Origin of the sequence: Mycetohabitans rhizoxinica HKI 454, from assembly GCF_000198775.1 — a bacterium.
In the GTDB taxonomy this organism is placed as follows: domain Bacteria; phylum Pseudomonadota; class Gammaproteobacteria; order Burkholderiales; family Burkholderiaceae; genus Mycetohabitans; species Mycetohabitans rhizoxinica.
This window is the reverse complement of sequence record NC_014723.1, coordinates 1-16,106: the sequence shown is the minus strand read 5'-3', so window position 1 is coordinate 16,106 and position 16,106 is coordinate 1. Positions and strand designations below refer to the sequence as shown.

4 protein-coding genes are annotated in these 16,106 nt (G+C 56.5%); all 4 read right to left on the bottom strand.

From position 1 onward, the window contains the following. Positions 1-138: 138 nt before the first annotated feature. The gene (locus tag RBRH_RS15295) at positions 139-7,983 is read right to left on the bottom strand and encodes a LysM peptidoglycan-binding domain-containing protein (RefSeq protein WP_013436642.1); all 7,845 of its coding nucleotides are present in this window, start codon (positions 7,981-7,983) and stop codon (positions 139-141) included. Between the two features lie 10 nt (positions 7,984-7,993). After that, positions 7,994-11,338 carry an SRPBCC family protein gene (locus RBRH_RS15290; RefSeq protein WP_013436641.1) on the bottom strand — a complete coding sequence of 1,115 codons (3,345 nt, stop codon included), beginning with the start codon at positions 11,336-11,338 and terminating at the stop codon, positions 7,994-7,996. 4 nt (positions 11,339-11,342) lie between these two features. Next, positions 11,343-14,879 carry a hypothetical protein gene (locus RBRH_RS15285; RefSeq protein ID WP_013436640.1) on the bottom strand — a complete coding sequence of 1,179 codons (3,537 nt, stop codon included), beginning with the start codon at positions 14,877-14,879 and terminating at the stop codon, positions 11,343-11,345. Between the two features lie 80 nt (positions 14,880-14,959). Further along, positions 14,960-15,718, bottom strand: coding sequence for a hypothetical protein (locus tag RBRH_RS15280; protein ID WP_013436639.1), 759 nt, complete (start codon positions 15,716-15,718; stop codon positions 14,960-14,962). Positions 15,719-16,106 lie beyond the last annotated feature (388 nt).

Here is a 16,106-nt window from a genome sequence, read left to right as displayed (position 1 = left end):
ATATGAACCGGTTGAAAGAGGCTATGACTTTACTTGTTGCCAATGATGGCCCGCTCTTGTTAAGTGATTGGGTGGTAATCTCCCCGTTTTCCACGGGGTTCAGAAGTAGATCACTTAATCCATACTTCCCGGCTGCTCTTACTTGGTGAAGACCGGCAGGCCCTTGGTGGGGAGGATGTTGGCCAGACTCAGCGTCAGGTCGGTCAGGGTTAGCAAGGGCTTTTGCTTCTTCTTCGCAGTCTGGCTGGGCATGGTCTTAGTCTTAGTCTCGCTGGGCATGATGGTGAGCGAGAAATGCAGGCGGCCATTGGCTCCCGACGGCAGGGCCTTGTTGAACCAAGTTATTATCGCCCCCGCAAAATTGGCCACCATTTGGACCCGGGGCGTACTCCCCTCAGACGGGGTATCGCTCCAAGACATTCGCGTGGGTACTTGCATTGCGCATGGTCTGCCGATGGGGATGGGCAGGCTCTTGACGTTTGTGCCGAGCGTATAAGTATAATAGCATTCCAGCTGCACATTGACGGGCTGCTGGGCAGGGTCGGAGACCAGTGTTGTAAACAACGTGTTGAGGTGGTCTTCCAGCGAGGCCTTCCGTTTGGCACCGATATCGATGGGCGCTGTCGAGATCAAGTTAGGCTGCAGCGAATTGGGGAAGGTGATGTTGGGCGTACGGTAGACGAAGGCGTCGCACGTGGTGCGTCCCTTGACCAAATTGTCGTTGCGGCTGACATGGACGGTCGCTATCGCATCCTGTGCTTGCATGATCTGCAGTTCACTGAAAGTAATGGTTCTGTCTCCGATGGACTGGGCGTCGGCAAAGTTTAGCCACTTTCCAGTCTTGACATCCTGGTAGCTAAAACGCAGCACCCCTGGCGGCAATTGTTGCGATGGTAGTGTCTTCGTCGTCTGCCAGCCTGTGATTTCAATGGCAGGCGGCAGCCCATCCTGGACGGCGACTTCTACCACTAGGCGGCCGCAGGAATCAGCCATTTCGCGTATGGTGAAGACCGACGTCAGGCCGGTGGTGCTCGTCGCCCCCGGCGGCTTGCTGGTACGGACCAGCGTCTTTTCGTGGGGGATGCTGTCCCGCAGCTGTTCTAGCATCTTGTTGACGTCATCCATGGCATGCTGGGCGACGGTAAAGTCGGTAGTGTTGTCGTCGATGCGGGCCAAAGCTTCCACCAGTTCTTGGCGCACCTTAGGATAGGTGGTGATAAACTGCGCGGCGTAGTCGAAGCAGTCCTGGCCCATGATGGTGGCGTGCGGCGACGTAGAGGTGTCCACGTTGAAGGCCACGGACACGTGAACAGTATCCTGCGGAGAGTGGAGCGGCAGGAAATAGGTGGCGCAATAGTTCCACTGCGTCGCCGTGGTCAAATCCGTGGACAGCGGATCGGTGGCTTTCCACGCCTGCTTCGACAAGATTGGGCTGGTCGGATAGGCGCGCAGCACCATGGGCATGTCGATGCTGCCTAGGTCGGCCGAGAGGCTGCCGCGCTGACCACTGCTCGGAGGCGGGTTGACGAACTGCAGCCAACTAGACGCCATGTAGGGATTACCCTGGGATGGCGCCTCGATGCCCGGAACTTTGGCGATCTGATGCTCGATGTGGCTGGGCCGGTATTCCAGTGCCAACTGGACCGAAGCGCTGCTAGTCTTAGGCGCCGATGTCGTTACTAGGAAGACGAAAGGCGTGTCTTTGAGGGTCGTCAGGGGCAGTCTAGCATTAGTGACGCTGATAACTGGTTTCTTCACCGCTGCGTCGGGCGGCACCACCTGGCCGTAAAGCCGCGGGGGGGCGTCGGGTGGTGGCGTCTCGGCGATGTTGGCCTCCACTTTGGCAGGGAAGTGCACTGCCGCYTGGGTATTGTAGGCGTTACCCAGTTGCCCGAGCAGGGTCTGGCGGAAGAGCTCCACGACCTCCTTCGGGGCYGTGTCGCCGCAAGGCTTATTCGTCGCTTCGAAAACTGCCTGCATCTGTTTGGCGTACCGGTCGGCCAGCGCAGACTTGTTGGCCTGCAATCTCGCCAAGTTGTCACCACCGGTCCGATTGTCGAGAATGACCAAGGCGGAGATGTATTCTGGCGTGAGTAACTCGTCGACAGCGGCAAAAAGCTTGGCTGCCCAAGTGTCGAGATCAATGTCGATGAAATTCTGCTGATCGGTAGCAGCGCTCCAGTTGATGCCCCCCTTGACGGGGTTAGAAAGATCATAGGATTCGAAGGGACAAAGGGCGACCTGCCGCCTGGAAACCAGGCTAGTGGAAAGGGGGGCCGGCGCAAAAATGGTCGCGGCGGGCTTGGGGTCCTCGTCGGTGTTTTTAATGGAATACTGGATGGGCGCTTTAGAGCCGTACGGCCCAATGCGCACCGCCCAAAGGCTTGTGGCTGAGGCGGCGTCGTTGTCAAAGCGGTTCGGCCCAGTCATCACCTTGAGCAGAGGTACCCCGGAATTGTCGGCGAAGGCCCCTTCTAGTTCACTGGCGAAGTCTTTCAGTCCGGAAGCGGCCCCCTTCGGGCCAATGGTGGTGGTCCTTGACCGAATGCCCGGCCGAGCCGAGAATTCTCCTTCAACGATGCCGGCCTGTCGCGCGATGGTGACGGCGCAGGCCAGTTCGATAACCTGGGCCTGATTGATTGAGGACAACGGCAACGACAGCGTCACCTCGCCCGGGGGCGTACCTTGTTCGCGGTTCTTCACTGCTGTCAGGAAGGAGACAATGCTGTTCCTGAAGTTATCGAAGCCTTCGCGATTGGCGCCGGTTATCGCCAGGGGCGCTGTTGCCAGAGAGGTCTCAACACTGACCATCATGCCTGCCGAGTCGCCGAATTGCTTCTGCAGCATGCCATAAACCTGCAGATCGGCGGTTGCGTTGGCCACGGGATCGCGATGCGCATCGGACGTGTCGGTTTGGTAGCGGGACGGATCGAAGTTCATTACGATGGTGAGCTGAGGCAACTTGTCCTCCATCACCCTGTCCTTCTTCATCACACTCCAGCTGGCGCTGGCTGAGGGCCATTGGCTCAGCGCGACGATGTCGTCGGTGTAGCCGGTCAGAGTTGGCAGCCGGTTGTCGGAGCGGTCAGAGCCGCCGGAGTCGGTGATGGACGATGTTAAGTCCGAGATGATGGTATTGCCGTAAAGGTCCAACCATTGAAAATCAACCTGCAGCAGTCTACCGATTCCCTGATAGGGATGCCCCTCTGCTCCGCCTGTCACCAGTGTCCCGTAGCTGAGGGCTACATCATAAATCCAACTGTCTCCCACTCTTTGCTGACGCGGGCGCCGCATCTTGCCCACCCCTTGGCCACCGCCGCCGGTGGGGCCAACCGGAACACCCAGGTTGCTAGTGACGAAGTCCGGCGTGATGCCATCCACTCGGTAGCCCAGCAGGCTAAAATTGTTTAGGAGCAGCTCCTTGGGCGAGTCGGAATCGGCCGGCACTGGACGCTGGAGGCGGTAGAACTGGCTATCTGGCGGCAGCGATGACGTGGCGGTGACCGGCCCACCGGCTAAAGATACAGGTGTGGCGAATAGTCCGCCAACATCCTGGTTGTCCACTAGAATGGAGACTGCGTCAATACCATAATAAGCAACCAGAGATTGTAAGGTGGTTCCGCCAGGGCTGGTGCCCACGGTAATCGTTAGGGGAGGCAGCCGGAGAGCCGTATAGGCGGGCAGCGAACCCTGCCACGACTCGTCTGGAATACGCGGATTGGCAGCCTGGATGGCGGCGGCAGCGGTTTCGAAATGGGCGGCGATGTCGGTCACGTTGCCGCCGGGGGGCGCGCCTTGTGGCGACACCATGTAAGTGCCACCGTTGATGGCCAGCACAGCCCCGGACTTGAGCGTTGTGGTGGCGTTGTCGCGGGCCACGTCCACTAAATCAGTATAATGGGCAGCAGCCAGCTCGGCGATGCCTTGAGAGTCGAGTTGGTTGTCGCTGGTCGGCTGTGGTACTGCCTGGATGCTGATGGCGGCCGAGTTGTCCACCGGATCGGTGAACACTAGGGCGTTAGTGTAGTCGCCCAACTGGTTGTTGGCGGCGTAGACTATCACCAGCGTAAGCGTCGCGATGCCGTCGCTGTTGAACACGTGGTCGGGCAGACCTTTCCCGTTGACAGAATAGTACAGATAGAAGCCACCACTGGCTGTGATGGACGCCTCCCACAGCAGGGTCAAAAAGGCTGCATTGCCGTTAAGGGCCTGCGGTCCCGCCATTTTCATACGCTCTGGGGGATTAGTCTGAGTGGACAGGTTAGCCTGGCCGATGCCGAAGCTGGCGTCAAGCGCCGTTTGGATACCCCCCGAAGCTTGAAGACTAGGCGGGGGCGCTAGGCCCAGCCAGATGCCAGCGATCTCTATTTTTTTCTCCCCCTGCAACTGCGCCACAACGTCCTCCAGCAGCGCCACGTCAGCGGCGCCTGCCCCTAGCACCTCGTAGGTGCAGGGCACGGTGGCGCCTGCTGTCTTGGGCACCTGCTTGACGCTGAAAGCTAAAGTGGTGGCCCATCCGTAATTGACGATGTCGGTGCTGACGGTGCGCTTGGATGCCTCATCATAGGACTGGACTATCGGCGTGAAGGCGGGCGGTACCGCATGGCTGTTGCGGGCAAGGACGTTCGCCATCGACGCTGGAAACGGCGCAATGCGGGTGAACTGCGCCCCCGCCTGCGGTGCACCGAACGGCAAGGACGGCAGGGTGGAAGAATCCCACCGGATGGAGGCTCCCAGCCCGAAGCTTGCTGGCCGGCGGTCGATGCGGCTAGCAAGCCCCAGGGAGGTAACGTCGGTGTCCAAGTGATTGCTGTGAATCCAGGCACGCAGATCCTCGACCGCCTTACCGTCTTCGTCGCCGGCGCTAACCGAGAAGTCGATAGTGCTACCACCGTTCTCGAAGGCGATCCATTGGGAGTCGCTCAACCCTAGGGTGACGGTGAAAGGGGCGTTCTGGGCCAGCGGTGGCACCGGGAACTGCTGGCCGGTTAAAGCATACAGTCCCGCCATTGAAGGCAACGGGTCGCCGGGCTTGGCCACCCACATACCGGGCGAGTTGGCGGTAATGTCCGAGGTCGGCAGCCGTAGCCCGTGCAGGTGATACCGAGAGATCATGCCGGACAGTGTGCTGAACGCACCGGTGTCCTGAGCCTCAGCCAGCAGCATGCTGAGTGGCAGGCGTGCCACATGCGGCACGTCCAGGTGGCGGCTGGTGGAAGGATCGAACAGGCCGGCGATGGCGCCGTTGGCCGGAACTGCTGCCAAGTCGGCTACGGTGATGCCGTTAGCCGCTGCTGCTATCGCCAGCGTGTCGCCGGGCTGGGTCGTGTACGGGAAAGCCGGCAAGGCGATGGCGGAAAAAGGCATGAACAACAGATTGGAGATGCCTGTGATGGAAGTCAGAAAGGCATCGGGCGCGCTGCGCAGGCGCGAGGCGATGACAGATAGGGTATCGCCTGTTTGGGTCACGGTGCTGTGGCCGTTGATGGTGATGGACTGGCCGGGCTGCAGCAAAGTGCTGTTTTCTTGGTTGGCGCGGGCTAGGTCAATGGCGGTAAAGGTGCTGCCAAAGCGCGCCTGGGCGGCGATGGAGGCAAACGAATCGGTGGCTTGAGCCAAAACCTTCGCGTTTGCGATGGTCAAAATCGATCCGGTTGCGAGGGCCGCCGAGGCGTTAGCTGTGAATAGGTCAGCTAACGTGAACATCTTGCTGATGGCGGCCAGGTTGCCTGCATTGTTCATGGCATCGACGATGGACTGCGGGGTCGGCTGGGCGTCCCCTGGGAGTGGCAGCGGCCACTTGTAATCGCGTAGCCCAGTGCGCAGCGCGGTAAGGCACTGGCGAGCCACTAGCAGGAAGTAGTCGGTGAAAACGAAGCTAGCCACCGATCCGGCAGACAAGGCGGTGGGGGTAAGCTTCAAACGCTTAGCCGGGCTCTCCTTGTCCACCTGGAGTGCCAACTGGTCGAAATAGCTTCTTAGATTGCTCACTCCCGCTTCCGACAGGGTGTTGTAATCAGAGAAGGTATAGTTGTAGGCAGGTGCTCCTTCATAAGCTTTTACATTAAGCGAAAGTTCGGGCGGCATAGGGAAGAAGGCGCCGATGATTTCTTTTTTGTCTTTGAAATTAGGGTCCCACAGGGTCATCGTCACTTGTTGAGCCAGCATGGTCAGCAAGGCGTCGGCGGGGATCGGCTGTGGGTTGCTGGTCGTGTCCTGAAGATGGAGCAGGATGCAGTCGATGGTGTCATCGCAAAGCAGCCGCTCGTCGATATCGTCGAGCGTGGCCGGACCGGTAAAGGCTGCTACTACCCAACGAGTCACTAGCTTGCACAGTTCATCGAACGAGGTGTTGGCGGTTCCGGTGCCGCTGGGGGACTCGGGCTGCGGCGCATCTAACACCAAGGTGGCGATGTAGCAGGGCAGCTGCTGATTCAGCCTGGTAGCTGCATCACCAGCTGCGGTCAGGGCGTAGGTGAGATACGCGTTCAGCGCAACGCCGGAGGTGGCGGGTTTCTTGGCCGCCAAGCTGTCCCATTTTGGCGTCAGCTGGTTACATAGACCGTCCATGCGGCGCAACGCTGTTAGCCGTTCGCGTAGCGGGGCGCCGAGGCGGCCAGTGGCCGGTGTGGCAAGTTGCCAGGGTGCGGAGACGTTACGCCAAGGCTGAATGGTGAAAGTGGTGGTGAGATCCTGCGAAAAGTGAAATCGGATAGTAATGGAGAATAGCCGCTTTACCTTGATCTTTATCGACGCCGAGACATCCACCACCGCCTCCACCGTAAAGGCGATGGGTTCATAGGCGGCGAAGACGATCTGGGCAGTGACCACTAGGGACAAGTTGACGGCAGCGCGCACCACTGCGAAATCTATCACTCCGTTGACAATGGCGGCCACCCCGAAGGTTCCAGAAATTCGGTAGTAGTAGGTACCGTCCATCTGCGACGGGGTAGTCTCAACCGACGGGGTAGGCTCATCCGGCTCCTTAGGGGGGTTGGGATTCCAGCGCGCCAGGACGCCTTCGATAATGCTGAGGACGGTCACGCTGAAATGGAGCTGCAGCGGCCCAAGGGACAGGCTCTTGCCTAAACCGAGCTGGGCGCCGAAGCCGAAGACGATCACCGGATCGAAGGTGCCGTTGGTCGCCTGTGGCACCGAATTGCTAATGGTGCCAGGCAGCTTGCCAAAATAGAAGCCACCCGAGCCCATTAGCGGGATGCCAGGATAAACGATGGCTTGAACGGTGAACGAACGGCTAAAATCAATTTTCCAGGGAAAACCGATGTCCAATTGGAAGTCGCCGTTGGTATAAATACACACACCAATTACCGGCAACTGAATGGTATAGACACCGCACTCGATGGTGCGGATGGAATTGGGCAGTGTCAGTTCGAGCTCGTAGACTCCGACCGTGTCGCTAATCTTGCGATAGAGGATCCCAAAGTCCAGGCCGTCCAGGATCTTGGCCGGCGGGCCAGCCAGCGCGATCCTAAGAGCATAAAGCTCTGGATCGTTGAAGACGAACTGGAGAGTGCAGGCGTATTCCGGCTTCCCCTCTTTTTCGGAATACTTCAGCAAGCCAAAATCGGTGCCGATCAGCCACGAATTGCCAGGGGAAAAATCTACCGCCGGCTTTGTCTCCCCACTAGTGGGAGGCAAACGCGTAAAGGTGCCGATGGCGTGTTGAATGGTGGCGCCTAGGTTGCTGGTAGCGCTTAGATTGTTGGCGGCGACGAGGTCCTTAACTTCGACGTGCTGGCCCATAGCGAGCAAACGTAGCTCTAGGAATTCATTGCCCTGGCCAGGAGGCGCGGGCGTAGAAGTGGGATCGGTCGCATACCAACTGAGCGTTTGGTCATCCTGACTTGTTCTCAACCAGCGGAAAGACCCTGTAACGGTCACTTCCACTTCTTTATCCGCCTTTTGGGGATCTGCGTTTGGCCTGTAAGTTAAATCGATGGACTTGATTTTGGCGAAGCCCAACTCGATGGAGTTAATCGGGAGGTTGACGGAAACGGTCGCCTTCAGTGAAGTCGTAGGTCAACTCTGGTTTGCCCAGCACAATACCGTCAAGCAGGTTCCAGGGTGAACTGAGGCGAAACTTGTAACCCGTCGCCCAGAAGACAAAGGTTTCCACGATCTCGCCCAGCGTCACCACGTCACTGAAAGTTAGGGAGCCCATCCAATGACCGTCTTTCTCTTTCACGTTGCCTTGAAGGTTGCCCCAGGACAGGGTATAGCTACAGTTATCTGCGTCAGGGTCGTAGTTGTAGCCTAGCACTAAGGGAATATTGTTCCAGTCAAAGGTCGTGCTGATCTTGGCGCTGAGATTGTTCTTACCGCCGCTCCTGACGTTGGCGAAGTGTCCGACGCCGGTCAGTTGAACGCCTTCAAGGAAAGGTACGGTAAACATGATCGTACCCCCGAGAACGTAATAGGCATTGTCACCCGTCTCTTCGTCACCCGTTTGAATTTCTGCACTGAAGCTTGTGATGAAGAAATCCGGTATTTGCGCCGTAGGCAATTGGGCAGGCAAATAAGTTTTCAAAAGTTGGATGACGGAAATGTTGCTGTGCTGCGTGCCGGAAAAAATCCATCTTTTTCCGCTATTGTTATAGCTAGCCGTCATCGGCAGATAAAATTTGAGGTCATTGTCCTCGGGAAAGAAGCCCATTTGGCCAGAGACACGTGCGGTTGTTTTCGTGTCCTGACCGTCGATGATAAAATTTAGCCCTTCCAATTCAAAAATGGGAAGGGACTCCGACGGCAACTTCCAGTTGGCCGACACGGAAAGTGTCACTGAATAGTCGGTCGGCGGTCCTGGCACCACTGACATGCCGAATCCCATCAGGTCGCCGGAGACCGGCACCGGCATGCTTGAGGCGAAAGCCTTCACCACCTCAGACAGGGGCACCGACGGGCTGTCGTCGGCCATGCTGGCGGTGATGGTCAGGTTGGGATAGGTGAGGCCCACATCGAAATGGCCAGAGGCGATGGTGACCTGTGAATCCGCCGTCCATGATACGGCACGCGACCCGGTGGGATTCTGGACGGTGAAAGAGAAGTTAATAGTTTGCAGCGTCAGCGACCCGAGAAGTTCCCAGGCCGGCGTGGTTTGCAGCCGGACGGTGAAGTAGGAAATGGCGTTGTTGGAGAAGTCGTAGGCAAAAGACACGCCATGCATAGACAGTCCAGCCAGCTCATCGAGTCGATTCGGCAGTGTTGCCACCGGATTGATGCCGCCCAGAAGCTGGAACAGCCCCTGCCAACTAGGGGCATGCTGATCGAACGGAGCGTCGAGGACAATGCTGATGCCGTCAGGGGTGGGGAAGTCTGCCGATACGGGCACGTTGGTGGAGCCAATGGCGAGAGTGCCGGACAGGCGACCCAGCGTTTGCAACCCGTCCTGCGAGAAGGTTAGCGTTATCTCTGGTGTTTTAACGGTGAACCATGGGACGCCATCGAAGCTGAAATCTTTCCCGGTCAATGTCATAGCCATGACGATGGACTGGGTCGTATTGTCGAAGCTAAACGTCAGAGTGATTTGATCGTCAATGGGACTAACGGTCATAGCCATCCGACCGGTCACCTGAATGGAATTGGCGTTGGGCCGCGTAATGCTCACGCCGTTCACCTTCGCCTGGGAACCCGCTAGCGAGTCTAGTGCAGCGGCAATGGGACTGTCGTCGGCGGTGAACGCGCCGGGACAAAGTGCCAGAGTGCCTTTCGAAACATGCTCCTGCAAATTGGCGAATAGGGCGTCCAGAGGCTTGTTGTTCGGAGGTGATGTCGGGGGCGATCTAAGTGCCAGCAGGTAACGTAGAGCCAGCGTCAGCTTGTCGCAGCGGTTGCTTTTCTCTTGATATAAGAGCCGGAGTAACGTAAAATATTTTGAGAGGTTGGAATCCCTGGAAAATTGATCCTCGAATACACTGACTATTGCGTTGAGCTTTTCGTCAAGACTCAGGTTGCCCACTGTCCCACATAGGCTGAGGGTGGCAAGCGCCATCTTTTGATGAACTTCTCCCATGTCGGGGGGCATCATGGGAAAGTGATAAATGATGTCTTCAATGGCCTCCGTGTTAAATGCTTGATTAGCCATTTTTAAGAAGGGCTTGCCTAAATTCAGAGCGATATTGGCACTGCCCTGGCCATTCAAGATGTAGGGCAATGTCGCCATCTGCAATAAGTTGTTGAGCACGGCCGGTGGCAGAGGCAATAGGGAAACAAAAAGAATATCTCCGGGCTTCAGAGCTTTAAGCTTATTCGAAAGATCGTCGGAGTCCTTCGTAAAGGAGAACTGAAGCCGCGTTTTATTTGCTATCGACCTCCTGATGTTTTCAAATATTTCGGTCCTTATCTTGTTCGTGAAGATTTTTATTTCGCTTTTCTCCGCGAGTACTTCCGCCGGCCAATCGTCATGGGCTGCAGCGAATTGGCAAAGCTGAGGAAATGTTTGCAGGACGCTGGCCTGCGGATCCCCTACCAGCACGACGATCGTCGGGCGGCCATATTCCTCCGGCTTTGGCTCGCCGGACTTTGGCACGTAGGATTGCATCAGGCTGATGGCTCCGCAAAGGGTGGCCAGCAGCTGGTCCGGCATGAAGGTGAATGCCGTGCGCCCGGTTGGCGATGGGTAGAGTAGCCCATCAGTCGGTAGGAAATTGACGTTTTTGGGATTGATGGCTAGAAGGGCTTGCACTCTTTTTTTAAGGTTTTCTGATTTGAGGCTTTCTAACGCCGGTTCGACCTTCGGTACAATTTGCTTAAATGCCAGGTTGTCGAAGTGCTGCTTTCCAAGCCCAGGGACTGTGTTCAGCAAAGTCCTGGTGCCCTGATACCACAGCGCGTTTATTGCGCCTTCCTTGCCAAGGTTTTTTTCAAACGGATTAAGTTCCAAAAAATATTCCACATTAAATAGTGTGTTCGGTTGCATTCCCTCGATAAGGTCTATGTCGCCAGTTATGCCGAGAAACATGTTGTTTGTCAGCGGAGCTTTGAAATCGGTCTCAGTGAACGTGAGTTGCGCCCCGCTGTATTGCGTGCCAGCCGGCGCGTTTGTTCCCGCTTTGAAGCCTGGAATCAGGATTTCCAAGTTGCTGCTGGCTTCCTTCTCGTAGACGATGTTGATCTTGGAACATCCCAGTTCAATCAGCCGGTCGAGCACGATGATGCTCGAGGCCTGGCGATCCATGTCAACGCCGCTCGCGACTACTAGGCGGACCTCTAGATGCTCCGACAACCATTTCGAAAGTGCCTCGGTGGCTTGTGAGGCTATGCGGTCCGACACGGTCGCAACCTGTTCATTAAACTTCTGTAGTAGATTGGTGAAGGTCATGACGTTATCTCTCGGTTGGTTGTGGTGTCGTTAGTGTTGGGAGCTCTTGGGCGTACCTGGCATACCAGCCGACACCGGCGGGATCATGATTACCGAACAGATAGAAGCTTGTGGCGCCATTCGGAGGAATCTTCAACCCTAGGAATTGCAGAGCAATTTCGTCCAGTAGCAGTAGATAGGACGAATGGATGGTGTCGTAGCTCAGGCGGATACGGCCAATGGAAAGCTTGAGGATGTTTTGCAGGGTAATCAGCTTTGCCCCTCCCGTTGCGGCTCCGGATAATGACAGACCCACTTGCACGGCAGCGGGGCCGTCTTGCAACGACCAGGCCAGCAATAGCGAGCCATTGAAGCCGACTCCATTGCCAAGCTGGCCTAACGTGCCCAGGTTCAGTCGAAACACTAAACCGTTCCACTTGTCACCCAAATCGCCCGGTCGAATCATGTTGGCGACTATCGGCAGGTAACCGGCGTCCTGCAACGTTCCCGATGCGCCGATCACAAAGTCGGTCAACTGCAACGCCAGCTGGTCCGCCAGGCTGCCCTCGCGCACCTTACTAGCGTCGAGATCGAAGCGTATAGCCTGAGCGTCCAACGTGAACTTGGGCTGGGCCGAAGAGTCCATGTTCAACACTAGGCTGTTAAAGGCTAGACCGGTAGGACCGGTAGGCCGTGATGTTTTGGCTGGTTCGCTAAAGCTAAACAGATCGAAGGTCTCGGACGGCGTTGCTCCCTGAAGAACAGCAAAGTGTAGCGAACCACTGAGGACGAACATGGAGCGCATGGAGCTGGTGTCGCCGAGGTGGACCATCTGCACGCCTGACACCCGGATGCTGGGTTGAGTAGCGTTGCCCATGCGGAACACTGTATCGCTGACGCTGGACATGCTATAGATGGGGTTCTTGTTCTCATCATACTGGCACGAGCCGGTCAGCACGATGGCGTTCACTCGATTACTACCATTGTCCTTCTTACCACGGTTGTCCATCCCCTTCACTGTCATACCTAATAGTTCATCGAAGCTGATCTGCGCGAAGCAGGAAAACAACTTGATTGCGCCGCCCTCAAACAGGACTTTGAGCTGGAGCAAGCGGAAGTCATAGGCGCCACTGCCCGCTGATTTTGGCAAAGGGTTGGGTGGATTGTTTGTTGGGTCCACCTGCGGATCGAGGTAGTGAATCAGGCCGGAGATCGCGCTGGCCTGATCCTCCACCGGCACCGGACCGGCGGAGCCATTCTTAATTGGCGTGATTGGGATAGCCAGGTGGTGGAAGTAGGGGGCATTGCGATCGGGTACCTCATCAGGGGGTACCTCCTTAAGAAGACCATTAAATTCTTTAGGAAATCCCCGGATGTCGCCACGCAACACCAACAGGCCAGTCCAATTCGGGTCCTTGGCGATGGTGTTGAATGAATCGTAGTAGTGAGTGTCGGGGTGGGCTTCGGCCTCGGCCTCGGCCTCGGCGAAATAGTCCCGTAGCCACAGCGCCAGGTTGGTCATCTGAGCGGGGTCGCGATCGCTTGGCGTGTTGTGGCCCGGCGTGGTGGTGACGGGCGCCGCGAACTCGCTGGCCATAGTCCACTTAGCTGGGTTACCGACCAGATTGGCAGAGGCTGGGCCAGTGGGATCGTAGAGTGGTCCCTTCATCGCTTTGATGATCATGATGTTGGCGTAGCTACCGTATTGGCTACCCACTCCCACGTTGGCCTTCAGCTTCCAACCGCTGAGGGTTAGTTCGTTCTCGAAGGCGCTACCGCCCAGGTTTTCGCCGTTGGCACAGACCAGCATCAGGCTTCCGCTCTGGAAAGCATCGATTAGAGGCTGGGATGGATTGTTAAAGGCCAGCCTCTGGTCCGTTTGATCTGGGCCGGTTTTTCGCAGGATTCCCAGCAAGATCTGCTGCCACGAGGCGGTGCTGCCGCTTCCAGCGGCTGTTACGAGGAAGCCATTGGGCGTGGTGAAGGTTACCGTCCCGTGGTCGTCCGAGGGCACGGCGGCTAGGCGTTCCGCCGCCGACAAATGGCTTCCCACTGAATCAGCGGTCAGCGCCTGGCGCCGCCGCGGTGCTAAAACTTGTGCCTCGAAAGTGGCCACCTGTGCGGCGGTGAAGGTGGGCTTACCGTCGCCATTGTGCACCTCCGAATAGGGCACTAGGGGAAAGCACTGCTGCGGGGCGGCTGCTAGCGACTGGCCGGGATCCATAGGCCCGAGCAGGGTATTGTAGTGATCATGAATAAGCGTGTCGTTGCCGAACAGGTTCAGGCCAGGTGGTTGGGCCACCGCGACGGCCAACTTTCCTGCCGGCCAGACGGACGCATAGGATGTTTCCCAGGCCGATGTCAGCGGCGCTTCGGAGGCCGGCGGCGCCGCGGTCGGCGACGACAGGCCGAATGGGAAGTCGGGAGCGAAGGCTGGCTGGCCTGACGTGAAGCGCAGGCGGTCTCCGGCATTGACCAAAAGGTATTCTGTTCCCTGTAGCCCGCACATCAGTTCGGCCGATGCGGCGCCCGAGCTCAGCGATAAGATGAAGTCACCCTCGGGGGCTACATGCAAGTAAATGGGATCATCAATACCGATCGAGGAGGGATAGTGGAATACCAGCCGCGCCGTCTTTCCCTGGCCCGGGATGCTGACCGGTGTCAGCAGCACGGTGTCAGCACCGCTGGTGGTAACATAGGTGCTGGTGAGCACGGTCGTCGAGCTACGCCGGTTGGTTCCGTCGAAGGCCAAGGTGGTTCCGTCGAAGGCCAAGGCTGTGCGCTCGGGCTTAATCTCGTTAAACGGGTCGAGGAGATCGACCGTGGCGGTAAAACTAACCGAGCCCCTATTTCCCGAGTTAACGGCTAGGGGGGCCAATAAAATTGGTGACCAGACGATATCCTGCGACGATGTTGGCTCAACCTGCGGCGCTCCGAAGGCAAAACCCATGTTTAAGGACGCTAGGCTGCTGAACGGAAGGTAGACGGTAAATCTCAGGCAGCCGCAATGGGCGCCGGAAAAGGGAATGGCCGCGCTGAGGATGTCACTGGATGGCTTAACGCCGGAAGTCTGATTGAAGGTGATAGGCGCGCGCGAGGTGTCTATGTCAAGGCCCGCCTCTTGGGACAGGGCCGATAGTTTCGCGCCATGGGAAAGCGTCACGGACAGGGTTCGTCCAATGTTGGCCACTAGAGTGTGACCAATATACATTTTCGCCTCGCCATCTCGTAGCAGGGCGGTGTATGGCGGTGAGAATTCTGGCGAAGTGCAAGATGAGGCAGAGGGCGCCCAGATCATCATCCTCTGCTCATCGTGCCTCGCATTAAAGGCGAGGATGGCATCGACCAGCGCCTGCTGGCCGGCGGCATCGCTCGGCGGCCGCTGCTGGAGAAAAAGAATGGAAGCCGACAGTTCCGTGTCGTTCAGGATCTGAGCGATGTCGTAACATATCGCCCCGCAGTCGTGTGCGTTGGGTAAAATCGCCGCGACGGTGCCGGTATCGTCTGGTCCGGGCTGACTGAGAAAAAGCCGCGAGTCCTCTGCTTTGCTGAAAAAGGCCATGATCCAAGTCCTTGCCAGCCATGCCGGTCTCGCCTATGGCTGACTTCCTTACAAAAAAGCCCCTGGCTGGGGGCATGTTGTCACTTGTGCGCGTCGCGCGAGAGCGGGAAACCCGTGTCGAAAACTAGCGTAGCTGCGATTCTTCGCTTGGATTCGCGTCGTTTGGCAAAGTCCTTATCGTAGCCGCAAGTGTAGAGAGCGGCTGTATAAGTCTCTCCGGGACTGATCGCTAGTTGGCCTATTGCAACTGAGCCCAATGATGTAGTAGTGGTGATGGGGACAAACGCAAATGGATCCAGATCGTAAGGGATCACGTGGCCGTTGAACAGCCCGATCCATGACTTGTTGGCGCCGGGGTTGAAGCCGTTAGGGAACTTAAACGTAAAAGTGACGACTCGAGTCGAGATCGTGGAAACGGACAGGTTTGATGGGTCAATAATGATGTCTTCGAGTTTCCAATTCGCTGGCAGGACCGCCGTCGCGCAGACGTTGCGATAGGGGCTCGCCCCATCTGAATTTTTCTCGTTCGGGCTATTGACATTCGGTCCAACCGAATAGCCGATTATATACTGCTGATTCGTGAACTTAAAACCTTCTTGACTAATCGGCATTCCGTCTTTTTCAGCCCCGAGCTCAATCAAGGGAGTTTCATTCCATGGAACCTGGGAGCCATTCCAAACGAACAAATAATTGCTATACTCCGCCGGCTTGTTACCATCCGGACCCCCATATTCCTCTAAAATGTAATTGGAAYWTATCTCACGAATTTCCTGCATAACGTTTGAGGGGGTTTGCTTCCCGAGCTGCAACTGAATGCGAGGCTTGTTTTCTTGTGACATGGTGAAATTCCTCTTAAAATTTAAGAACTTAAATTTAAAATAACTATAGATCCTGAAATATCTATCTATGCAAATTTCTACATTGTCGTGGCCCCCAAAAAACAGGTTTTCGCTACCAAGTCAACATGATGACGCAGCAATGCTGCACAGCTATACTTTCCACAGACTAAACATACTGTACCCCGTAACTTACATTGGTACGAAGCGTAGTTACATCAAATCCGCCCTTGTAAAATAAGGCCTTAACTTCAATCTACAACATTCGATGTCTATGTCAAGTAATAAAATGAATCACAACAAATAAATCTATTAAAAGTTATGATGTTGAAAAAATGAAAAATTTTCACAATACGAAGTTTTGTGAATTTTTTTCCGGGCATGATATTAT